The following is a 24,186-nucleotide window of genomic DNA, read 5'->3' as shown; positions in this document are numbered from 1 at the left end:
TTAAATTCCTCTTCCCTTTATCGTATCATATCAGCTATGCTAGAAGAAATGATAGAACTTTCAGTATATTCACCCTAGAATCGAAAGGAGTAGTAAACATGGGGAACTTTAACGAAATGATAAATCGCCGCGGAACAAACTCCGTTAAATGGGATACACATAAAAACGAGGAACTTCTTCATGCCTGGATTGCAGACATGGACTTCCCTGTTCCCTCACCAATCCAAGATGCTTTAACAAAACGTTTACAACACCCTATTTTCGGTTATAACACTTCAAGTGAACAAGTAAAAGAAGCAATTTGTCATTGGGTAAAAACACAATACAATTGGGTTATTGAAAAAGAATGGCTTGTCTTTAGCGCTGGCATCGTTCCTGCACTTAGTGTTTCTGTACAAGCCTTTACTGAAAAGCAAGATTCAGTGCTTGTACAACCGCCTGTATATCCACCATTTTTCGAAATGGTAACAACGAATGGACGCCAAATACTTGCCAATCCATTACAGGTCGAAAACGGCGTTTATAAAATGAACTTTGATCAGCTAGAACAACAATTTCAGCAAGGTGTAAAATTGATGCTTCTCTGTAGCCCGCACAATCCGATTGGGCGTGTATGGACAGAAGAAGAATTAACAAAACTCGGTGCACTCTGCGAATTATATGATGTAACCATCATTGCAGACGAAATTCATGCTGACATTATCTTTAATGGACGTAAGCATATTCCACTTGCCTCTTTATCACCAAACTTAGCGAAGCGAACTGTTACATGCATCGCCCCAAGTAAAACATTTAATATTGCTGGGCTGCAAGCATCGGTTATTATTATTCCAAATGAAAAGTTGCGAGATACCTTTACCGCTGTACAGCATCGCCAAGGCTTTCATGGTTTAAACACATTTGCTTACGCAGCAATGCAAAGTGCGTACACAGAATGCAATGAATGGCTAGCAGATCTGTTAGCCTATATAGAAGCGAATGCACGATTTGCATGTGACTTTATTAAACAGCATATCCCAAAACTATCCGTCATTCAGCCAGATGGTACGTTCTTACTTTGGATTGACTGCTCCAAACTTGGACTAACGCAAAGTGAACGAATGGAATTATTAGAGACAAGAGGAAAAATCATTGTAGAGCCTGGAGAAAAATTTGGTGCTGGCGGTGAGCATCACATTCGTTTAAATATCGGCTGTCCGCGCCCTGTATTAGAAGATGCGCTCCGCCGCTTACAATGTACATTTGCGTGTACTTCCAAGGAAAAGCTATCTATGTGACTTGAATGTAGTTATTATAATAAAAGAGCTGGAAATATTCTTCCCAGCTCCTTTACTTATCGGTTCTTTTAGCTTTTATCGGTATCCACACTTCTTCTTTTGCGTTTACATCGTCCGGGCGATAATTATCGTCCATAACTTCAAAGTGTTCCCTTAAGTCTAAACTATAATTTGAATTCGGTAACCATTCTTGAAAAATATACTGGAATGTGCTCATATCAGATGCTGTTCCTTGATGTATGAAAACAGCATATAAGCCTCCTGCTAGCGTATGCGTGGATAATTCTGAAACAGTATCCTTTTCGAAATGTTCCACCTCAACAGCGGCCCATTTTTCATAACTATAGTTCATATCACTCAAATTTAAAGGAGTGTTTAACACTTTTACAGAAAGAAAACAAGAGTTACTTCTGTAAGGAATGCTATTTCTTAATGGCATAAATGTTTTCCATATTCCCATTGTAACTTCGGGATCTTTTGCAAAAGTTGTTTCTTTCCTAATTCCAACAATTTTTTTCGCTGGAATACTTATTATTTTAGGTTCCATTCTCTTCTTTCCTCTCATCATTACGATTTAACATAACTTCTAGCTATACTAGAAGTTCGATTAGGATTTATCCCGCTATTTGTGGGCAGTAATACTCCCGCCTCAAAATTCAGCGGAAGCAAAGAAGTTAGGCGGGAGATAAACTGCCCGTAAAAGCCCGATTGGTGAGGGATGATAATCAGTGGGGGATGAAGAAACCCCCCACTGATTAAAGTTTCACTTTATCTTATGTATGTGTTCTCTATATACCCAAGTTAAAAAAACGACATAAAAACCTCTTTCCCTGCCACATGCGAGGTTTAAAACAAAGAGAGCAAGCGCGTACCACTCGCTTGCCGTTTTTTCATAGCTTCGTATGTATTTGAATTCCTTTTGCTTTCTCTTTTTCACCCTTCACACGTACACTCAATTCATATGAGCCAGGTTTCGGTGCTTCAAAAGAAAGCAGACCCTCTTTTTTGGAAGTGATTTCTTCTTCCTGAATAACCTTATCACCTTTTATGACTTGCAATAAAATTGTACCTTCTTCAACGGATGCTTCATAAGGAATTTCCACATTTCCATTTTCAACTTTAATCGTTTGCACCTCGTGAGAACCTTGCAGAGAGCCGATTTTTAAAGTAGTTTCGCCGTTGTTTTGAACCTTTGTGATTTTTGTTGCTACATTATTGCATGCGCTTAACAATACAACAAGTGTAAGAATAAGCAGTGAACGTAATAATTTCATAGAATCCCCCTTTTTTGTATGTACATGTTCTATTATAAAGGATTTTACAAAAATCAACTGAAGGATATACGTAATTCGGAAAATATATGACGTATATCCTTTCATAAAAATCCGCTTCTGCGCCAAACCAAAATCTGTATGATGATAGATTCATAAAGTGTCCGACGCAGTAGCGGTAATTAAAATTTTCTGAAGTCAAAAATTATAGCGAACACCGGAAGCTTGTGCATAATTAGTTACTTTGTTCCTATTCATACAACTCTCTTTTTTTCTGCTTCAATTTTGATCGTCTCTTCCACAATGAGTACATTTACCACGCCGGCGATAATAGTAAGCAATGGCAGAAAGGCCAAGTGTTACTCCCCATGGCACCCAGAAAATCATAGGTCCAATCGTTCCCCATATCTGACTGAGGAGGAGGGTATCAGCTGGCATAAAGTGAAATATGACAGCAAAAAAATTAAAGGTAAAGACAAAACCAGCCGCAGTTACCGCAATGGCTATAATAGAAGCTGGAACTACCGCGAGCATGACGGGGACTCTTTTACCGCCAATGAATGGGAACCAATCAGGGAAGATTTCACCCCATTTTTGAATTAATCCAAGTGTAAGAATCCCTCCACCTATGCAAACAGACCCAAATACCCACTCTGTTATATGTGCCATAGAATTAACTGTTGAGAAATCGTGAAAGAACTGCGAATCGACCCCTAAAGGGATATTAAGTGCCCACGCAAAACGTGTCAGGGCATAAGGAATAGGCGCAAGAGCCGCGATAATAGTCAGCCATCTTCCCCAGCGCACCAATAAAAATGTGTTTCCATTCTCTATCCGTCCACAATATTCACAAGCATCACGGGTCCTACGTTGATATGCAACAGCAGTCATGATCCAAAGCAGAGCACCTATAATACAAATAATCTGATTGAACATAATCCAGTTAAAAGCAAACTTAAATAAAAAGGCATAAGCCATAACTGCGATTAAGCTAATATCAGGAATAAAAAGAAGCAAGGCAACGGCAAAACACCAAGCAAAAGTCAGGAATAGCCACCTAAGAAGAACACCTCTCCACATTTTTTGCATAGCTACACCAATCACTGTTCCTAATAAACAAAAAATCACAAAAATGATGCCACCAGCTTTGGATGGAAGATAAGTAACCATAGCCGCAAACAATCCCATTCCATCACTTTTGAAGGGATAACCCGTCCCTCCAAATAACCAGTAAAGCTGTACAACGCCGTAAAGCAGTGACCACCCCGCGGCGCCATATCCAATCCATAAGGGCCATCGTTTAAAGCCTTTCCCAATCTTTTCTTCAATTATCGGCGATGAAGGTTCCATTGAAATTCTCCTCTTTTCTTTACTATTTTACATACCTACGAAACGAACCGAATGGGGTATTGGCACTTATTTATCCCGCTATTCGCGGGCAGTAATACTCCCGCCTCAAAATTCAGCAAAAGCATTGTCCAGCTTCAGTGGCTAGAATGTTCGGTGGCTTCGCTTCTTCCTAAGAGGTAAAAAACACCTCTACGTCAGAAGCTCCATCCCCCTCACATTCTGAACGAGCCACTTCCGCTTTTCTTAAGAAGTTAGGCGGGAGATAAACTGCCCGTAAAAGCCCGATTGGTGAGGGCTGATAATCAGTGGGGGATGAAGAAAACCCCCACTGATTAAAGTTTCACTTTATGTTTCAAAATTTAACCCCACCATCATTCTAATCAGTGAAGATTAAAATAATGGTGGGGTCTAGTTTAAATTTCGTTTAACTTTTGCTAGGCGAGATCATGCATTTCCAGAGCCTACGCTTAGAAGTGGAGATTTCATTTGCATTTCGTAACTATTCAGCCATACATTTCATTTAAAAGTTTGGTAAGGGGTATGATTCCAGTGAAAATACGCCGTTTATTACCTATAGAAAGTTCTTTTCATTTTTCAGCATATAGATCGCTGCCATGAAGGTAAAAGTGGACCTACACCTTGCTGTCTTTCTTTGTTTTACAACTTTGCGCGTGGCAGGAAAAGGCCCTGACCGCTCCTATACATAGCCAGTCCCTCTCGACCATTTAAAAAATGCTTTTCCGCCTTTTGTGACTGAGTAGTTATTACATTTCAATTTTTTCATATAGATAAATACGAGTTCCGTTCGTAGAACTTGTTATTTTCCATTCAAGATTCATTTCTTGGAGCATCAATGAAACAATGGATAAACCAATTCCTGCTCCTTTTTCACTGGAGATGCTATCCATTCCAGGGCCTTTGTCTTCAACAACAATAGCAGTCCTTCCATCTAACTCTTCCAAACTTACACCAACATACCGTCCAGCTTTTGTGTGTCTAACAACGTTCTGGAATAGATTATCTAATATACGGGTAAACCAGTGCGGGTCAACATTCCATATTAAAGCTTTTTCTGCCAAATGAACCTCTACTTCAAATCCTTCCTTTTCAAATATAGGAAACCACCCTGCAACGGAAGTCCTGGTTAATCGGATAATATCTGTCTCCTTCTGTTGCAAAGTATATTTCCCCGCCGATAATAACGTGTAGGAAAGAAGGTTTTCGAGCAATTGGCTAAGAGCATCTACCTTTCCTTCAATCAAGTGAAGCGATGCCTTCCCTTTAGGAGATAAAGTTTCCTTTTGCAATGAATAAGCATGTCCACGAATGGTGGTGAGCGGTGTCCTTAAATCATGTGATATATTAGCAATCCATTGTTTACGAAGAGCTTCCTCCTCCAGTTCCCGTCTCCTACTGCTTTTCAACTCGTCAATCATATGATTGAATGCCGACCCTAGTTGTGCAATTTCGTCCTTTTTACGAACGAGAATTTTCTGAGGAATGCCGTCCTCATCGACTTCGGTCATTGCGGTTTGTAGTTGAACGAGACGCCTGCGAATTTTCGAGAAAAATACCCAAGATGCAATTAGAAAAATTGCAAAGACAAGCACAAAATATACTAACAAAAACTTATCATCGATGACGGACGCACTGGGTGGTTGTGTAACGAAAAGAGGGACTTGAAAAACCATAAAGCCTTGGCTCTGGTCACCGCCAATAAAGGCAACAATTGTGAACAGGTCATTATCAACATTTTCTTTCATAAACTTAGTGCTTTCCTGAAACGTCCATTGGTCAGGTATACTCTTTTTTTGGGGAAGCTTGATCTGTGTTTTGCCTGCGGCGTCAACCCAGAACATTGTCGCCATTGAATATCGTTCTTTTAACGAATGGATTTGTTTGTCCACTTGATCTGGTGACGCCCCGTCCAACTTTTCCGCCTCATCATTCCACATTTGTTCCAACTTTTTTGTATCTATATACTTGACCTTTTGTTGCATCTCCTTGTCTAGGGTATATTTCGGTAAATAATAAAGAGGTAAAACAAACGGCCATAAAACGAGCGCAGCCGTAATGAGCAACAAATATCTAACTAACAGCGAATAGCGGAATTTCATTGTTTCACCCTGTATCCAATACCGCGAATTGTTTCGATTATTTGTGGTTTACTTGGCTCCTGCTCTATTTTTTCACGTAAATGGCGGATATGTACCATTAAGGTTTTATCTCCTTCGATATATGGATTTTCCCATACGGCCTCATAAATTTGTTCTTTTGTTAAGATTTGGTTTGGATGGCGGAGTAAATAGGTAAAAATTTGAAACTGCTTAGCCGTAAGTATGATATCATTATTCGATCTGGAATCCACAATGCGGTTCTCGTTCAAATAAATGCGGAGATGTGATAGTACAATGAGCGGGGAGCATATCTTATCAAACCGTCTGAGAAGCACTTCCACCCGTGCCGCGAGTTCATCAGGATGAAAAGGCTTTGTCATATAATCATCTGCAAACTGCAGTCCCTGCAATTTATCATCAATCGATGATCTGGCGGATAGCATTAAAATAGGGGTCTTTGGAAATTCCTTTTTCAACCGCTGTCCAACTGAAAAACCATCCAATCCCGGAAGCATAATATCAAGGATTACTAGATCGATTTCCGCCATATGTTCAATAGCACCTTCGCCTGTGGTAATCCAAGTTACCTGATAGCCCCGTTCGAATAAATCTTCACATACCCAGGCACCAATTTCCTTATTGTCCTCAATATATAGAAGCTTCTTTTTCATGTAATCCCCTTTCTTAATCCCCCGCCTATCTTCTTTAGAAATGTGGAAATGGCTTGCTCAGAATGTGAGGGGGATGGAGCTTCTGACGTAGAGGTGTTTTTTACCTCGTAGGAAGAAGCGAAGCCACCGGACATTCTAGCCACTGGAACTGGACAACAAAGAAAAGCGGAAGCGGCTCGCTCAGAATCGCAGGACGCCCGTGCCCAAGGCAGAGAGGCGTTTTTTGCCTCGTCCGAGGGGATGAAACGACCTGCAATTCTAGCCGCTAGAGCTGGACAATGCTTTCACTGTATTTTAAGGTGGGAGTATTACCGCCTGTTAAGACGGGATAAAATGGTAGTATTGTATATTAATAGGTTATATGAATGCAAACTAAGGTATCAAGTAGTAAAACAAATATTTTCAGGTGATAAAATTATAAAGTAAAGCTTTCATGTTCGTTCTTCGACGGCTACTTATCTTCGTGAAATCGTCCATGTCGCACGCGAATATGAGTTACCTTACACGAAAGACCAAATTTTGTTGAATCACTTTGTGCCCGCATCCAAGAACTTGTATCGGTGATTTTAATATCGAAATATACAAAGGCCACCGAGACCTTCCTGGCAGCCTTTAAAACGTACAGTTTTCTTTATTTCCCTTTTTCCTTCTCTTTTTTTAGATCCGAAGCTTTTTTCACAATCACACCGCATACAATACGTTTACCAGAATTTCCAGCCGGTTGTGTCATCCCATCGTCAGCATTTTCCGTAATGATAAGCGATGCACCGTCTTTTCTATTCATCGTTGTTTTCCCTTCTTTTAAAGCCACTTGCGGTGCCGTAATATTCACCTTAATCTTCCCTTCTCCATCCGCAATCACATTCGGCAAATCTCCGTTTTCAAACCCTTTTGGGTTTAATAACCCATGCTTCTTATTATTTGGATTAAAATGGCCACCAGCAGAAGCAAAGTCAGGCGCTTGACATTGTCCTACTTCATGAATATGTAATCCATGTACACCAGGTGAAAGCCCCTCTGCTTTAATCGAAATCTTTACACCGCTTGATTGCTGGGCGACCTTCGCTGTTCCTACTTTATCCCCGGAAGCATTATACAGCTTCACTTCTATTTCTTTCGGGTTCTCTTTCGCACATCCAGCAAAGAGGATCGCTGCAAAACACCCCAATACGAGTTGCTTTTTCATCCGTATTCCCTCCAAACTCATTCTGCTCTTATATTGTCCGAGCCTAGAAGGAAACATACAAAAACAGCTTATCCTGTCTCGAAAAAAAGACGTACCTAATCACCCGATTCGTTCAGCTAACCTTTACCGTTTTCCCATAATTCGTTTTTCCATCTCTTTCAAATTTTCCGCTTCTCGTTCTGATGATTTAATAAACATACGCCACGTAGCAATTGCCCCGATTATAAATAGTACACATACAATGGCAGGTATAATATATTCTGTCTTATCTTCCGGAAAGTATAAAGGCATCATAACTATTCACTCCTTTGTTCATTTCCTTGCTATAATTAATTATACAGAAAATTCAGTCTGAATAAAACTTCCTTTCTTCTTTGACTCCTTCTCTTCCATTGCTTACTATGAAAAAGAGGTGAAAAATATGAATGAAACATTCCAAATTGGCGATGTTGTAACAGGTATTTATAAAACAGGTAAGTACATTGGAGAAATTACAAACGTTCGTCCGCAGCATTATCTTGTAAAAGTGCTCGCTGTTATGAAACATCCTACGCAAGGCGACCTGCATAATGTAAAACAAGCTGACGTGCCTTTTTTCCATGAACGCCGCGCCTTAGCATTTCGCGAACAAACAAATATTCCGCAATCAATGGTGAAACGTTATGAAGGTGATGTGCCAGATTATAAAGAATCACTGCAAAAAGCATTAACAGAGCAAATAAGACAATTGCAAGAAGACGACACTCCATTCGCGCAGCGCAGCTTACAAATACTAGAACAATTAAAGCATGATTATCAATTGTAAAAACAACAAAACGACCAAACTACAATTAAAATTGTAATTTGGTCGTTATTGTGCACTCACTCTTTTTAATACTTTCGAAAAGTCTACAAGCTCACCAAGTGTCGGGGGAGCCGGTTTTACTAAATATTGCTTATCTTTCTCAACAAGTTTAAAAATATTATATGTCGTCATCGCATCATCTAACGCACAGTGATGCTTGCCTGTCCCGACCTTTCCGTATGCTTCAATTGCCTTCCATAATCCAGTTTGGTTGCGCTCTCCAAAAAAACGCTTATATTCTAATGATAAGTCACGACATTGTCCTGCAAATGGATGGGGAATATTAGCTACTTCACAATTATGCTTCAGCACTTTCATATCCATATTTCCCCACGTCACAACTGTTGTATTGCAGCGTTTTTCATAGTCTGCTAGTCTTTCAACAAGCATTGCAAATGAAATTCCGTTGTCCACCGCTTCTTGCTGAATTCCTAAAAATGTTTTGCACCGCTCTGTTAACACCGAAAAAGTTGCTGGTTTTACATAAGAAGAATACGTATCAGCTACAACATGATTCACAACCGAGACAATTCCTACTTCAATAATTTCTGGAAAAAATCCTTTTGGTTTTTTGCGATTTTGAGGCATCGTGAACTCAAAATCTAAAAATAAAAGTTGTTGTTCATCCATACGATCCCTTCCTTATAAAGTGAAACTTCCGTCAGTTGGGGTTTTCTTCATCCCCCACTGATGGTTAGCCGCCCAATCGGGCATTTACGGGCAGTTGCCACCCACCTATCTTCTTTAGAAAAGCGGAAGCGGCCCGCTCAGAATCGCAGGACGCCCACGCCCCTGACAGAGAGGCGCTTTTTGCCTCGTCCGAGGGGGCGAAACGACCAGAGATTCTAGCCGTTAGAGCTGGACAACGCTTCTCTCCAAATCTGGAGGTGAGGGTCTTACTGCCCGCAAATAGCGGGATAAACTCTTCCATATTCATCCATCATACAATAACAAATAACGACGAACACTTTTGAATTTACGAATTTCAATGTAGAGAATGAAAATTTCACTTCATACATTCCATGAGATGTATCTTATATATATGTCAAATAGCAGCAAATATTTTCAAAAACAAGAAAATAGCTTAATTCATTTTTGCAAAAAATATGACAAAACAGATGCTTCCATTTACATCATACATTTTTCTACTTTATAATGACTTTAATTGTGTTTATCTCGCAATTATATCAAATAATAAGAAAAACTACTGAGAGGAGCTGAGATTTTTGCATGAAACAACACAAGAAATTGCAAACTGGCAATACTATTTTGCAATTGTTGTCTTTTTAGTTACATATGCCATTATCATTTCTGAAAAAATTAATCGTGCTGTCATCGCGCTGCTCGGTGCAGCCTTAATGGTCATTGTAGGCGTTGTTGATTTACATAACGCTTTTACAAAGCATATTGAATGGGGAACGATTACCTTACTCATTGGTATGATGATTTTAGTTAACATTACAAGTAAATCAGGAGTCTTTCAGTACGTTGCGATTAAATCCGCTAAGAAAGCAAAAGGAAATCCAATTCGCATTTTAATCGTTCTTTCCTTACTAACCGCAGTGGGCTCCGCTTTTTTAGACAACGTAACAACTGTTCTTCTCGTTGTACCAGTTACACTATCTATCACACGTATTTTACAAGTTAACCCTGTTCCGTATTTACTATCAGAAATCATTTTCTCAAATATAGGTGGAACGGCTACACTTATTGGTGACCCGCCAAACATTATGATTGGCTCATCAAATAAACATTTAGACTTTAATGCCTTTTTAGTGAACTTAGCTCCAATTGTAATTATTATTATCGCTGTAACAACGGTTATGTTGTACTTCATATACAGAAAACAATTGGTAGCTGACCCGATTCAAATTAAAAAATTAATGAGCTTAAATGAAAAGCAATATATTAAAGATCCAGTGCTGATGAAAAAATCATTAACGGTACTTGGCCTTACAATCATCGGCTTTATGACACACTCTATTTTTCACATTGATGCAGCCGTTATCGCCTTAACAGGAGCAACTGTATTAATGTTAATCGGTGTGAAAGAACATGAAATTGAAGATGTGTTTGCGCATGTAGAATGGGTTACAATTTTCTTCTTTGCTGGTTTATTCGTTCTCGTTGGCGGTCTTATTGATATTGGTTTAATTAAGTCGTTAGCACAGCACGTATTAAATGTAACTGGCGGTGACATTTCCTTCGCTTCTGTACTTATTTTATGGGTATCAGGTATCGCTTCTGCAACGATTGATAACATCCCATTCGTTGCAACAATGATTCCACTTATTAACGACATGACAGTTGGACTTGGCTTAACACCATCCGATGCACAAGTTGATGTACTTTGGTGGGCATTAGCGCTCGGTGCTTGTTTAGGAGGAAATGGAACATTAATTGGGGCATCTGCAAACGTAATTGTTGCAGGTATCGCAAACCGTGAAGGGCATGGCTTTAGCTATATGGAATTCTTAAAAGTTGGCTTCCCAATTACAATTGTTTCATTAATCATTTCAAACATTTATATTTATTTACGTTATTTAATGTAATAAAAAACGGAAGGGGAGTCCCTTCCGTTTTTTCGTTCTTTCAATATCTCGGTTCATTGTTTCGGATTACAAATAAGTGAATCGGAAGAAAAATAGAACATGTAATAACGTGTAGAACCGTATATAGTACTGCATTTGTTGTATATCTTTCTAATAATAAATATACGATATAAACCCCTACCACCAATAAGAGAAGTGAGGATATGAACCCTAAAAACGGAATCCATCTAATAATAAAACAGGCTACATATACACCGAATAGTTTCCAACCTGATTGCGGCTGCATAAATTGCGGTAATTTCTTCCCAATTAAATCTCCCCATATTTTAGAGTTTAAAAATGGGATAAATGCAAAGAAAGAATCTTCGCGCTCATCCGCTTTTGCCATGTTATATAGCGCAAATGCTGTTAACAAATAAGCAGCCACTGCCCAAATTAAAGCAATGATAATAAAAATAAGTCCTAACGCTAAAAATCCAGCGATAATCCCATCACTCGATACACCGTCTATTACAATTTGGTTATCCATTTTAATACCCCCTTCTGTCTTAGTTCCATTCTTTTTCTATATATTCATTACGAAAAGTATTAAGAAGTGAATATAAAATTTTTTATCCCGCATTAACGGGCAGTAATACTCCCACCTCAAAATTCAGCAAAAGCATTGTCCAGCTCTAGCGGCTAGAATCTCCGGCCGTTTCGCCCCCTCGGACGAGGCAAAAAGCGCCTCTCTGTCAGGGGCGTGGGCGTCCTGCGATTCTGAACGAGCCGCTTCCGCTTTTCTTAAGAAGTTAGGTGGGAGATAAACTGCCCGTAAAAGCCCGATTGGTTCAACTAATAATCAGTGGGGGATGAAAAAACCCCCCACTGATTAAAGTTTCACTTTATCTATGCTACACTTAAATTGAAAAATATGAATGTGGAGTGAGCCTTATGCATCCTTTTACCGTAAGCATACAAGAGCACTTTGAAGCACATCGAAACCGTGAAAAAGCAGAACCAATGGAACGTTATATGAAACACCACTTTCCCTTTCTCGGCATTCAAACACCAGAACGAAAGCAATTAGTTCGTGAAGTACTGCAAAACAATGAAGAACCGAAAGCAGCAGATCTTCCCGTAATTATTCGCGAACTTTGGGAACTGCCAGAACGAGAATTTCAAATGGTTGCTTTAACGCTACTGGATAAATATCGTAAACATGTAAATGAAACGCATTTACCACTCTTAGAAGAACTCATTATTACAAAATCATGGTGGGATTCCGTGGATATGCTCGCAAGTCATTTTGTCGGCCTTATTTTAGCAGCACATCCACATTTAATCGAAACGTATGTGCAAAAATGGATGACATCTCACAATATGTGGCTCCAAAGAACATGCCTTTTATTCCAGCTCAAATATAAAGAAAAGACAGATACGAAACTTCTCTTCTCATTCATCGAACAGCTGAGTCACTCTAAAGAATTTTTCATTCAAAAAGCAATCGGCTGGGCACTTCGTGAATACGCAAAAACAAATCCCAAAGCTGTATGGGAATTCGTCCAAACGCATGAACTAGCACCACTCAGTAAGCGTGAAGCGATTAAACATATCAAAGAAGTATTCGAGCCGTAGACTTTTGGCTATACTATACAAATCCGCTTTGATTTTTCGACATACAAGTCGCTGCTATGCAGGAAAAAAGAAACCTGCTACTTTCTTTCTCTCTTTGTTTTAACTTCGCACATGGAAGAAAAAGGCCCTGACCGTTTCTATGCATGGCCAGATGCTCTCGCCCACCTAAAAAAAATGGTTTTATGTCGGTTTTTCAGTTTGTATTATATATACTAGATACTACATATACTAAGCGAAACACGCGTCTCTCTATTGTGAATTAGAAAAGAACATGATAAAATATGGTCATCTATTTTTTAAATATGGTAGCGATGAAGGACAAATAAGTACTTGCAAAAAAGAAGCGATTCAGGGATGGTGCAAGCCTGAAACTGCAAGGAAACAGGCAGTCCCGAGCAATACAATATAAAGTGGACATACACTGTTGTGTGTCAACTAGGGTGGAACCGCGGGCAAACGCTCGTCCCTAGGCAAATAAGCCTTGGGATGAGCGTTTTTTTTATTGAAAAGCGGAAGCGGCTCGCTCAGAACAGGAGGGTGTTGGAGCTCCTGACGTAGAGGTGCTCTTTACCTCACAGGAAGGCGCGAAACGACCGACTGTTCTAGCCGCTGGAGCTGGATCTACTGAAAAGCGGAAGCGGCTCTCGCTCACCTAATCGCTTCTCCAAGTACTACACTACCTTTCATCGCCAATACGTTATCTTTTAAGGAGGAATTGAAAATGGCTTCAATGGAGCAAATCGTAAACTTAGCAAAGCATCGTGGTTTTGTTTTCCCTGGTTCTGAAATTTACGGCGGTCTTGCAAATACTTGGGACTACGGTCCACTTGGTATCGAATTAAAAAACAACGTGAAAAAAGCTTGGTGGAAAAAATTCATTCAAGAATCTCCGTATAACGTAGGTTTAGATGCAGCAATTTTAATGAATCCAAAAACTTGGGTAGCATCTGGACACGTTGGAAACTTCAACGATCCAATGATCGACTGTAAAAAATGTAAAGCACGCCACCGTGCTGATAAATTAATTGAAGATGCATTAGAAGCAAAAGGTATCGAAATGATCGTTGACGGTCTTACTTTCGATCAAATGGCTGGATTAATGAAAGAACACGAAGTAAAATGCCCAGATTGCGGCAGCGAAGACTTCACTGAAATTCGTCAGTTCAACTTAATGTTCAAAACATTCCAAGGCGTTACAGAATCTAGCACAAACGAAATTTTCCTTCGCCCAGAAACAGCACAAGGTATTTTCGTAAACTTCAAAAACGTACAACGCTCTATGCGTAAAAAGCTTCCATTTGGTATCGGCCAAATCGGTAAAAGCTTCCGTAACGAAATCACACCTGGTAACTTTACGTTCCGTACGCGTGAATTTGAACAAATGGAACTTGAATTCTTCTGCAAACCTGGCGACGATTTAGAGTGGTTCACGTTCTGGCGCAGCACTTGTAAAAACTTTCTTCTTTCACTTGGTATGAACGAAGAAAGCATGCGCCTTCGTGACCACGGTGAAGAGGAATTATCTCATTACAGCAACGCAACAACTGATATCGAATTTAAATTCCCATTTGGCTGGGGCGAGCTTTGGGGTATTGCATCTCGTACTGACTTTGACTTAAACCGTCATATGGAACATTCTACTGAAGACTTTAACTATGTAGATCCACAAACGAACGAACGCTATGTACCTTACTGCATCGAGCCATCTCTTGGCGCAGATCGCGTAACATTAGCATTCTTATGTGATGCATATGAAGAAGAACAATTAGAAAACGACTCTCGTACAGTTCTTCGTTTCCACCCAGCATTAGCACCATTTAAAGCAGCTATCCTGCCGCTTTCTAAAAAGCTATCTGAAGGTGCTACGAAAGTGTTCGCGGAACTTGCGAAAGACTTTATGGTAGACTTCGACGAAACAGGCTCTATCGGTAAACGTTACCGCCGCCAAGACGAAATCGGTACACCATTCTGTATCACATATGACTTCGATTCTGTTGAAGATCAAGCAGTAACAGTACGTGACCGTGACACAATGGAACAAGTACGTATGCCAATTAGCGAACTAAAAGACTTCTTAGAGAAGAAAATTCAATTCTAATGAAAAAACGACTGCTTGAAGCAGTCGTTTTTTACGTGCCCACCGATATATCGGCGAAAGTCGAGCATTTATCGGCGCTTTTTACAATATATCGACGCTTCGACACAATTTAAAGACCCCTCGACAACGTTCGACACGCGAAATGCAGCACAAAAAAGGTAAAAACGATTGCCCGTATCGGCAATCGTTCTTATCTTTTTTCTTTCACCGCAATTGTACATCTTGAAATACAAATTAAATTATTTTCTTCATCAATAATTCGAATGTCCCAAACCATAGTCGTCTTTCCTTTATGAAGCGGTGTTCCAATCGCTGTGACTATGCCGTCTCGTTTAGACTGCAAGTGATTTGCATTAATTTCAAGACCAAAACAAATATATTTCTCTTGATCAATTAAATTGTATGTACCCACACTAGCAACTGTTTCTGCTAAAGCAACAGAAGCTCCTCCGTGTAAAAAACCAAATGGTTGATGCGTACTTCCATGTACTGGCATTGTCGCTACAACCTTTTCCTCTGTCATTTCTAATAATTCAATACCTAACGCTTCCATTAATGTTTTAGACATATGACTATCCCCTTCCGAATTACCAAAAAATGCATAATAAAATCTATTTCTTTTCAAACTATTAGTAAATCTATAATACATGGAGGTATATTATATGAAGAAACTATTATATATCATGTTACTTTTTTTCTTCTCTACTGCTATTGTACCAAAAGGAACAATAGCAGCCCAAGCATCTAACATTACAATTGAAGTTCATACTGCAACACAAAAAGGCAAGAAACCTTATTTAGAATATCAACTCAATTACCCACAATTTCGTAACATTCCAGATAGACAATTTCAAAAGAAATTAAATACGTATTATGAGAAAAGCATAAATAGGTTCAAAAAGAAATTAGAAAAAGATGCAAAAATATATTATGAACAATCAAAAGAAACCAATGCTCCATTTCATCCATATGTATTGAATGTTGACTACAAGGTCCCATTCAATACATTTCCATTACTCAGTCTGTATATAAACTATTATCAATACACAGGCGGTGCTCACGGCATGTATGAATGGAAAGCAAATACGTTCGATGTTCAGCAGAACAAACCGCTTCGCTTAGCAGATTTATTTCAAAAAGATAGTCAATATGAAAACATCATTAAGACCGAAATCGTTAGACAAATTGAGCAAAATAAGGAGAATTTCTTTCCAGACGCTGCCGAGAAAGTAATGAATGAAAAAAAACTCAAATACGTTTTAGAACAAGACAATCTAATGATTTATTTCCCGTTGTACGAAATTGCGCCATACGTCAGTGGCATTCCACAATTCCGTATTCCTTATACGCTCCTTCGTGAAGTGTTAGAGCCGAAATATCAAAATATTTTAATTGACAATGCCTAAATGGATTCAGTACTATAATGTTAACTTGTTAACAACAGGAGGTTGACATTATGAGTAAACTTCGTGCACTAGACTTAGCTTTAGCCGCAATGTTTGTTGCACTTATGGCGATTGGTGCCAATATTACATCTTGGGCACCATTTCTACAAGTTGCGGGTGTTCCGCTTTCTATGCAGCCATTCTTTGCTATTTTAGCTGGTCTTCTTCTTGGAAGTCGTCTTGGGGCCTTATCTATGATCGTTTATACATTAGTTGGAATTGCCGGAGCACCTATATTCGCCGGCTTTAAAGCTGGATTTGGTCAACTATCAAGTCCAACTGGCGGATTTATTATTGCTTTCATTATTGTTGCTTATGTAACAGGTAAAATCGTTGAGCAAGTGAAAAAACCAAAATTCGGGACATTCTTTACAGCTTCTACTGTCGGAATCATTCTTATCTATGTCGTTGGAACAACTTATATGTACTTAGCTATCAATAGCTGGATGGGCGGTCACATTAGCTATGTAGCTGCTTGGAAAGTTATGATGTGGTTTGCTGTAAAAGATATTATCTTTACAGTGATTGGTGCAACCATTGCACCTCGTATCTACTATGCTGTTCGCCGTTCTGCGTATCAAAACAGCCGCTTTGCATCATAACCATCAGCAGGGGCTTATTTCTCGCGAATAGCGTGATAAATTGAACACATTATTTTATACGATTGTTTTGCTATAAAAGACGGCATCGTTATTGTCTTTTATCCCGCTATTTGTGGGCAGTAATACTCCCACCTTACAATTCAGCGAAAGTGTTGTCCAGTTCCAGTGGCTAGAATGTTCGGTGCGTGGGCGTCCTGCGATTCTGAGCGAGCCGCTTCCGCCTTTCCTAAGAAGTTAGGCGGGAGATAGACTGCCCGTAAAAGCCCGATTGGTGAGGGCTGATAATCAGTGGGGGATGAAGAAAACCCCCACTGATTAAAGTTTCACTTTATTACGAGCTAAAGAGGATATTCTCCTATTGGATGATATCCTCTTTTTCATGGGAAACATTTTCTATTACTAAGATATATATTTGATTTTTACATACAAATAAATTATGCTTGAAAAAGAATTAAATTACAGTAAGGATTTGATTAGAAATGAGTGGGGAAGCCTCTCAAGACAAGACAAAAAGATTTCTCATTGTAACACTATTTTTCACCCTTGGGACAGCTTTAGGAAAACTACTTGGATTTGCAAAAGAAGTAACACTTGGAGCTTATTTCGGTACAAACTATGCTGTTGATGCATACGTTGTAGCTTTAAATATACCTACGATTGTTTTCACTGGTATTACAGGGGCTTTCGCCTTTTCTTTCATTCCTATTTTTATGGAATTAAGGGGAAAAGATCCGGTTAAAGCATATCGATTCATGAATAATTTTTTAAACATTGTTCTACTTATTTTTTTCATTCCGCTTTTGCTCATTGAATTGCAGCCTCGCTTCTTTATTTCAGTATTTGCGCACGGGCTCCCTGAGCAAACAGCTTTATTATCGGCTTACCTATTACAAATTATTTTTCCGACTGTATTTTGTACATTCATGATTGATATTTTTAATGCTTATTTGAACAGTTTACATAAATTTCGTATTACGAGTATGCAATGGGTTATATTAAACGGGATTACACTTATTATTTTCGCTCTCCTTGTCAAATGGATTGGAATTTATGCACTTGCACTCGGTGTTATTGTCGGAAACATCGTACAAAATACACTCGTTTATTTCGCTTCCAAGAGGGAAGGATATCGCTATCAATTTGCAATCGATTGGAAAGACCCTTCTTTAAAAACGATGATTTCTTTGAGCATTCCTGCTTTTATTACAAGTACGTCTGTTCAAATTAATCTACTTGTAGACCGTACACTAGTCTCCGGATTAAAAGAAGGATCTATTGCGGCTCTTAATTATTCCCAAAAGCTATACTTTATTCCGCTTGGGTTAATTGCAGCTCCTGTCTTAACAGTTATGTATCCTAAATTTGTTGAATATGTAAATCAATCAAACTGGAAAGACTTCACAAAATTAATGGAAACAAATATAAAGGTGCTGTTATATTTATTTATTCCTGTCTTTATTTATTTCACCTTTTTTACAGAGGAAATTGTCAAAGTGATTTATAACTATGGTGCATTTGGGAAAGATTCTATTATGATGACAGCAACCGCGTTGCAATTTTATGCGTTAGCTGCCCTCATGCAGCCATTAAAAGACTTACTTGACCGCTTGCTTTTTTCTTTGAAGTTAAATCGATACATTATGTATGCATCGATTCTTTCCATGATTATAAATGTTATATTATGTATTATACTTGTTAACCAGATTGGTTTAGCTGGTGCAGCTCTTTCCACTTCAATAGCATCGGCTAGCACTGTACTCATGCTATTATGGATGCTCCAAAAATTCATGAAAGAGAAAGAACAAGTGAACTTGCGCTACGGTGGCTTTTTACTCAAATGTATTGTTGCATCTTTTGTAAGTTTATATACTTCCAAACTGCTGCTTCATTTCTTACATGATACAAAGTTGCTTATCTTATTAGCAATAGCAATTGGTGCCATCGTTTACTTACTCGTCACTTACATATTAAAGATAAAGGAGCTACAACAGTTGCTATCGTTATTTTTAGGTAAAAGGAAGGATATAAATGAATAAAATTATGTACCTTTTAAATTATATCGGGGATGGAGGATCAGAAAAATACGTTCTAGACTTAATAGAATCTATTGGTCCAGAGCACTGTATCCTTGTATACTCTATCCCTGGTCCTTTCTTAAAAAAGTTCGAACAATTAAACGTACCGATGTACCGCATTAAAATGCGTCATCCTTTTGATATACAAGCTGCCATGCAATTAAAGAAGATTATAAAAAAAGAAAAAATCGATATTGTTCATGCACAATTTTTACGTGAAAATTATATTGCTATTCTAGCCAAACTATTAGGTGCTCCTGTTCGGGTCATTTGGACATATCACGTAAATGTGCCAATGCCATTTCACCTAAAGTGTAGCAATTCCTTTTTTACTCGCTATAATGATGCGATCATTTGCATCTCTCAATTTATGAAGCAGCAACTATGCCAAAAGGGCGTACCAGAAAAAAAGATACATGTTATTTATAACGGCGTTGCCGATCCATATACAGATGTGCCTCTTTCTCAGCATGGGCCGAAAAAAATAGCAGTTATCGGGAGGCTGAGCAAAGAAAAAGGACAACCGTTCTTACTAACAAGCTTGCAAAAGCTAAAAGCCCTGCATCCATCTTTAGGGTGGCATTGTGATATTATCGGTGAAGGACCATTAAAAAAAGAGTTAACAAAGATGATTCAAGAGTTATCACTAGGTGAACATGTATCATTAAGAGGATTTCAAGACGATATTGTAAAAGCGTATACAGAACATGATATTATTGTAATCCCATCAGAAAATGAAGGATTATCCTATGTCGCCATTGAAGCAATTGCTATGAAAAAACCTGTGATTGCAACAAATGTCGGCGGCTTGCCAGAAGTAATTGTTCATAATCAGTCAGGGCTATTAATACCGTATGGATCGGAAGAAACACTAGCTGCTTCCTTAGCACAATTATTACAAGATGAAAAATTATACCATTCCTTAGCAGAATGCGGACGCGAACATTACTTACAAAACTTCACTTTCTCAAAAATGGTGAACGAAGTTACAACAATTTATCGCATACCATCATCATGTTAAAGGAGAATATATATGACACATTCAACTCGATTCTACTATATATGGGCAAGTATCTTCTTCATTATATTGGGATTACTGTTTCCATCAACTTATACCGGGCTTTTCATTTCATTCGTACTAGCATGTGCTGCTTTTCGAGATGAAAAGCTCGGTATTGCTTTTTTATTACTATTTATTCCGATGCGCCCTTTTCTCGTTGCTTTTAATCCTGGGCTAAAGTTTATCGGTCTATTCATCATCATTGCTCTCTTATTGCGCCTATTACGGCAATATCGCAATAATATTTCAAAGCTTTTTTCATTCCGGTACTTTGAAATATTATATTTTCTTTTCTGCTTGTTTGGCGCTGGAATCGGTCTATCAAACGGCGTTTCATTCATTGCAATTGCTATGCAATTACACACATTGCTTCTATTTTATTTTATATACTATATCGCGTCTCGCATCACTATTGATCATGAGGATATATTGTTTTTTGCGAAAATTACTTTTATCGCTTCTGTCATTATATCCGTGCAAGGTTTAATTGAAAAACTATCATTGCGCACCATATTATTGCCGGAAGCTTGGAAAACTCTTGTGCTTGCTCCGACAAATAAAATTCGGATATACGGAATGGCAGGCGGTCCAAATGAATTGGCATTATATTTGACGCTAGCTTTCCTCATTTCTTTATATGTTCTTCAACACGTATCCGGGAAAATGAAATATGCTACGTATACAGGACTTACGCTTATTGCCACAACATTATGGCTCACATATTCACGTGGTGCATTTCTAACAGTTATCGTCTTTGGAATGATCTACTTATGCATCCACCGCAAGATTCCAATTTGGAGATTATTGCTAGTCATCTCCCTTTTGTCATTCCTATGTGCGGTATGCATCTCAAAAATGACAAACTATTTAGAGGGGGATCAAGTAGGCGTAAAACGATTTACAGAAGCATTATCAGAAGACACAGTTGAACTTAGTAAACAAGACGGACGAATTTACTACGTTAAAAAAGCAGTTGAAATCTTTCAAGATAAACCGATAACTGGCTATGGATTAGGTACATTTGGGGATGCTGCTACGCAAACTTTCTCATCGCCTATTTATAAAAAATACGGGATTACATGGGATTTTTATTCTGACAATCAATACATTCAAATACTTGCTGAGACAGGTGTAATTGGCGTGCTCTTATGTGCGGCATTTACATTTGGATTCCTTTCTCTTCTTTGGAAATATAGAAAAGAATCACCGTTTGCTCCCCTTGTTTTATATTTAATCGTTGGAGCGATTATTGGCAGTGCATTTTATAACATATTAGAAAATGCTTCATTTATGATGTACTTCTTTTTAACAGCCGGGTATATACAGCACCGTACAAAAAAAAGCTACTGAAGAATTCAGTAGCTTTTTTCCTTACTTTTTATTCAATGTTTTTCCGTAACACCCTCGTCTGTACAATAGCAAATAATATAGTAAGGATGACGCTCACAACAGAAATAATGATACCCAGTTTTAAACCTGGAGAATGGTAAGTAAGTACAACTTCATGATTACCAGCTTCCGCTTTCACTCCTAACAAACCATCCACAATTGCTGTTGTAGGCCGCTCTTTCCCATCAATTGTAACTGTCCAACCAGCATCATAAGGAATCGGAAATACAAATGTAGATTCATTCTTTAATGCTATATTTCCTTTTATTGTTGCTCCCGTGTTTTCAGTAACTTTCATTGTGCTCTTTTGTAATTCTTTTACTGCCTTATTAAATTGGTCTATGTCTAATCCATAAAAATTAAGACCTTTTAATGAAAAGAAATCTTCTTTCTCAACCTTTATCTTCATTGTTGTGATCCCTTTTGTTGGGAAGTATCCAAAATCAATTAAAGTTTTTTCGATATCCGGCGGTAAGTAACACGTATACTGGTCATTTACTACGATTTCTTTCCAATTTTCAATTCCATTAGCTAATCCATATAATTGAACCTCTTTTGGTATATTTACTTGAATCGTAATATAGCCCGGTTCTGCCTTATTAACTCTTTCATATCTTCCTTCTGCTCCTGAAACAGCAGCCATATTTTCGAGTGAAATTTTTGGATCTTCTAGCTTTTTAAATACTGTTCCTTCTTTTACATTAATCAATTTTTCCTGAAAAACAAATGGATTTTCTTCATTTTTAGAAGGTATATATTCGATTGGATAACCAAATGGAATCATATTATTATTCTTAAATACATTAGCAAAACCAAATTGCTTTATTTTCTCATGCCCATATTTTGGTAAGCTTCCATCTTCAATTTTATATCCAATTTTTAAAATAGCGTCCATTAGCAACGTATCACCATGGTTATTGGCTACTAAAAAGTCTGGAGACGTTGAATATCCAGTTTGCTTTAAAAAGCGATGAAATGAGCCATTTGCCATCGAGTTAAATGTTTGGAAAGATGAATATTCATATTGTAATGAATCATTTAGCGTTCGAAAATATTTAGAACTTACACGATACTGCTCTGTATTGATTTTATTTACATATTGAATAGCCTGTTTAGCATCCTTGTTCAATTCATACTCTTCACGCTTTGCATAAGTTATTTCTTTATGAAGACCCCCAATATAGACATTTGTATTTAAACCAACATCAAATATTAAACAAAGGAGCAATAATCCTGTCGTTACTTTTGTTAATGATGGTTTCATCATACGAATATGCAGTATTACAACAACAACTGTTATAAGAATAGCGTTTATGAGCAGTAGATTACTCCGAACTGCTTCATAGTGTTTCACTGACAATGCATACAATAAAATCAGGTGTATGATATAACTAATCCATAACGGCAAAACATATTTTCGATTTATATGTTGAAATACTCTAGCTGCCATAAAAACTGCTAACATAACAAAGACAAACGCAAAACGATTTGGATATGCATTTGGCGGCTTATTTCCATGCCAAGCTAAATTTAAAAAAGGAATTGCAAAACTACAAATTAAGAACAGAAATGCAAATATAGATAAGAATTTTTCTCTTTTATTAATTTCTTGATTAACAAAGTATAAAGGTAATAATACGAGTACTAATGTGGATGCATATACATTCGGAGCACCAAATAAACTTGAATCATATCCACCAGATAATAGCTTCCAATAGAAAAGGAGTAAATCAAGCTTCCATTCTAATTTGAAGTTCATTGAACTGATACTATATGGGTTACTCTTTAATGCTTCATAAGTTGGAAGAATAATCACAGCTCCTATGCCAGCAGCTAGTCCCGTTCCAATACAAAAGAGAAGAAAGTATTTTCCCCATGTTTTTATATCGCGAAACTTATGTTGTGAAAAGAGGCGAATAACAAAATACAGGAATGTAAAAATTCCAAACATAAAGGAGATATAAAAATTAGCGATAAACATAATTGCTAACATAGCCGTATAGAAAATAACATTTCTATCACGTAAAATCTTTTCAACGCCTATTAAAACGACAGGTAGTAATACAATCCCATCTAGCCACATGACATGAAACGAATAGGCCATAACAAAACCTGACAATGCATAAGCTGTTGAAAACAATAATAACCCTTTATGCTGTTTTCCTATCACATAACGTAAAAACCAGCCACATGTGAATCCTGCAAACCCCACTTTTAAAAGTGTAATAAGAAAAATAAATTCTGGAATGTTTTCTTTATTAAAGAAATAAAGAAGAATAGAGAACGGACTTGATAAATAGTAAGCGAATGTTCCAATAAAGTTAAGCCCTCCGCCTAATTCCACTGTGTATTGTAAACTCTTTCCTTCTGTAAATACGCTATGTAAATAAGAATAAAATTGAACATATTGTGAGCTTAAATCACTAATTAATACCGAATACTTTCCAAACGGATACATTCCAAATAAAGCGTAACTTACTAACAATATGCCAAATGGTATAAAGAAAAAGAGAGCAAAGTTAACTCCTTTTGATATTTTCATTATCTTTCCTCCCTACTTGAATCATTATTTTTTATTTCTTCCTCTTTATCATATCGTAAAACACAGATAAAAAATCCCCTCAAAACAGTG

21 protein-coding genes are annotated in these 24,186 nt (G+C 37.9%); 10 read left to right on the top strand and 11 right to left on the bottom strand.

Going from position 1 to position 24,186, the window contains the following annotated elements:
- Positions 1 to 98 precede the first annotated feature (98 nt).
- Entirely contained in the window at positions 99 to 1,277 is a 1,179-nt protein-coding gene (locus MR076_RS21300) for a MalY/PatB family protein (RefSeq protein ID WP_242223986.1), read from the top strand.
- A 52-nt stretch (positions 1,278 to 1,329) separates the two neighbouring features.
- Here the strand turns inward: MR076_RS21300 and MR076_RS21295 are convergent, their stop codons facing one another.
- The 7 genes from MR076_RS21295 to MR076_RS21265 all read right to left on the bottom strand — a co-directional run bounded on the left by MR076_RS21295 (position 1,330) and on the right by MR076_RS21265 (position 8,166).
- Entirely contained in the window at positions 1,330 to 1,824 is a 495-nt protein-coding gene (locus MR076_RS21295; RefSeq protein ID WP_242223984.1) for a GyrI-like domain-containing protein, read from the bottom strand.
- A 343-nt stretch (positions 1,825 to 2,167) separates the two neighbouring features.
- Positions 2,168 to 2,551 carry a hypothetical protein gene (locus tag MR076_RS21290; RefSeq protein WP_242223982.1) on the bottom strand — a complete coding sequence of 128 codons (384 nt, stop codon included), beginning with the start codon at positions 2,549 to 2,551 and terminating at the stop codon, positions 2,168 to 2,170.
- Positions 2,552 to 2,827: 276 nt separating this feature from the next.
- Complete coding sequence (locus tag MR076_RS21285; protein WP_242223980.1) at positions 2,828 to 3,898, bottom strand: hypothetical protein; 1,071 nt, start codon at positions 3,896 to 3,898, stop codon at positions 2,828 to 2,830.
- Positions 3,899 to 4,662: 764 nt separating this feature from the next.
- Positions 4,663 to 6,015, bottom strand: coding sequence for a HAMP domain-containing sensor histidine kinase (locus MR076_RS21280; RefSeq protein WP_242223978.1), 1,353 nt, complete (start codon positions 6,013 to 6,015; stop codon positions 4,663 to 4,665).
- Positions 6,012 to 6,686 (bottom strand): response regulator transcription factor, encoded by a 675-nt coding sequence (locus MR076_RS21275; protein ID WP_242223976.1) that lies wholly within the window; start codon positions 6,684 to 6,686, stop codon positions 6,012 to 6,014. The genes MR076_RS21280 and MR076_RS21275 overlap by 4 nt, the downstream gene beginning before the upstream one ends.
- 631 nt (positions 6,687 to 7,317) lie before the next feature.
- The gene (locus tag MR076_RS21270; RefSeq protein ID WP_242223975.1) at positions 7,318 to 7,872 is read right to left on the bottom strand and encodes a superoxide dismutase family protein; all 555 of its coding nucleotides are present in this window, start codon (positions 7,870 to 7,872) and stop codon (positions 7,318 to 7,320) included.
- 123 nt (positions 7,873 to 7,995) lie between these two features.
- Positions 7,996 to 8,166 (bottom strand): hypothetical protein, encoded by a 171-nt coding sequence (locus tag MR076_RS21265; protein WP_242223974.1) that lies wholly within the window; start codon positions 8,164 to 8,166, stop codon positions 7,996 to 7,998.
- Between the two features lie 127 nt (positions 8,167 to 8,293).
- Here MR076_RS21265 and kapB point away from each other — a divergent pair, with 127 nt between their 5' ends.
- Positions 8,294 to 8,677: a kinase-associated lipoprotein KapB gene (kapB, locus tag MR076_RS21260; protein ID WP_242223973.1), complete on the top strand. Its 384-nt coding sequence runs from the start codon at positions 8,294 to 8,296 to the stop codon at positions 8,675 to 8,677.
- Positions 8,678 to 8,722: 45 nt separating this feature from the next.
- Here the strand turns inward: kapB and kapD are convergent, their stop codons facing one another.
- Positions 8,723 to 9,346 carry a 3'-5' exonuclease KapD gene (gene kapD / locus MR076_RS21255; protein WP_242223972.1) on the bottom strand — a complete coding sequence of 208 codons (624 nt, stop codon included), beginning with the start codon at positions 9,344 to 9,346 and terminating at the stop codon, positions 8,723 to 8,725.
- 596 nt (positions 9,347 to 9,942) lie between these two features.
- Here kapD and MR076_RS21250 point away from each other — a divergent pair.
- A complete protein-coding gene (locus tag MR076_RS21250; RefSeq protein ID WP_242223971.1) occupies positions 9,943 to 11,268 on the top strand; it encodes an ArsB/NhaD family transporter in 1,326 nt (441 codons plus the stop codon).
- A 40-nt stretch (positions 11,269 to 11,308) separates the two neighbouring features.
- On the opposite strand, the gene MR076_RS21245 is transcribed toward MR076_RS21250, so the two are convergent.
- The gene (locus tag MR076_RS21245; RefSeq protein WP_242223970.1) at positions 11,309 to 11,797 is read right to left on the bottom strand and encodes a hypothetical protein; all 489 of its coding nucleotides are present in this window, start codon (positions 11,795 to 11,797) and stop codon (positions 11,309 to 11,311) included.
- 404 nt (positions 11,798 to 12,201) lie between these two features.
- On the opposite strand from MR076_RS21245, the gene MR076_RS21240 reads away from it, so the two are divergent.
- Together MR076_RS21240 and MR076_RS21235 are read left to right on the top strand one after the other, a co-directional pair.
- Positions 12,202 to 12,885: a DNA alkylation repair protein gene (locus MR076_RS21240; protein WP_242223969.1), complete on the top strand. Its 684-nt coding sequence runs from the start codon at positions 12,202 to 12,204 to the stop codon at positions 12,883 to 12,885.
- A gap of 721 nt (positions 12,886 to 13,606) precedes the next feature.
- A complete protein-coding gene (locus MR076_RS21235) occupies positions 13,607 to 14,983 on the top strand; it encodes a glycine--tRNA ligase (protein WP_242223968.1) in 1,377 nt (458 codons plus the stop codon).
- A 190-nt stretch (positions 14,984 to 15,173) separates the two neighbouring features.
- On the opposite strand, the gene MR076_RS21230 is transcribed toward MR076_RS21235, so the two are convergent.
- Positions 15,174 to 15,551 (bottom strand): hotdog fold thioesterase, encoded by a 378-nt coding sequence (locus MR076_RS21230; protein ID WP_242223967.1) that lies wholly within the window; start codon positions 15,549 to 15,551, stop codon positions 15,174 to 15,176.
- Between the two features lie 94 nt (positions 15,552 to 15,645).
- On the opposite strand from MR076_RS21230, the gene MR076_RS21225 reads away from it, so the two are divergent.
- From MR076_RS21225 to MR076_RS21205, 5 genes are all read left to right on the top strand, one after another.
- The gene (locus MR076_RS21225) at positions 15,646 to 16,389 is read left to right on the top strand and encodes a DUF3298 and DUF4163 domain-containing protein (RefSeq protein WP_242223966.1); all 744 of its coding nucleotides are present in this window, start codon (positions 15,646 to 15,648) and stop codon (positions 16,387 to 16,389) included.
- Positions 16,390 to 16,439: 50 nt separating this feature from the next.
- Positions 16,440 to 17,030 (top strand): biotin transporter BioY, encoded by a 591-nt coding sequence (locus tag MR076_RS21220; protein WP_242223965.1) that lies wholly within the window; start codon positions 16,440 to 16,442, stop codon positions 17,028 to 17,030.
- A 479-nt stretch (positions 17,031 to 17,509) separates the two neighbouring features.
- Entirely contained in the window at positions 17,510 to 19,066 is a 1,557-nt protein-coding gene (murJ, locus tag MR076_RS21215; RefSeq protein ID WP_242223964.1) for a murein biosynthesis integral membrane protein MurJ, read from the top strand.
- The gene (locus MR076_RS21210) at positions 19,059 to 20,126 is read left to right on the top strand and encodes a glycosyltransferase family 4 protein (RefSeq protein ID WP_242223963.1); all 1,068 of its coding nucleotides are present in this window, start codon (positions 19,059 to 19,061) and stop codon (positions 20,124 to 20,126) included. Before murJ ends, MR076_RS21210 begins: the two co-directional genes overlap by 8 nt.
- Positions 20,127 to 20,138: 12 nt before the next feature.
- Positions 20,139 to 21,515: an O-antigen ligase family protein gene (locus MR076_RS21205; RefSeq protein ID WP_242223962.1), complete on the top strand. Its 1,377-nt coding sequence runs from the start codon at positions 20,139 to 20,141 to the stop codon at positions 21,513 to 21,515.
- Between the two features lie 28 nt (positions 21,516 to 21,543).
- Here MR076_RS21205 and MR076_RS21200 read toward each other — a convergent pair whose 3' ends face one another.
- Entirely contained in the window at positions 21,544 to 24,096 is a 2,553-nt protein-coding gene (locus MR076_RS21200; protein WP_242223961.1) for a YfhO family protein, read from the bottom strand.
- Positions 24,097 to 24,186: the final 90 nt, after the last annotated feature.

Source organism: Bacillus cereus group sp. BfR-BA-01380 (assembly GCF_022663535.1).
Taxonomy (GTDB): domain Bacteria; phylum Bacillota; class Bacilli; order Bacillales; family Bacillaceae_G; genus Bacillus_A; species Bacillus_A cereus_BB.
Note: the sequence above shows the minus strand (reverse complement) of the source record. Positions and strands in the feature narration are given on the sequence as shown.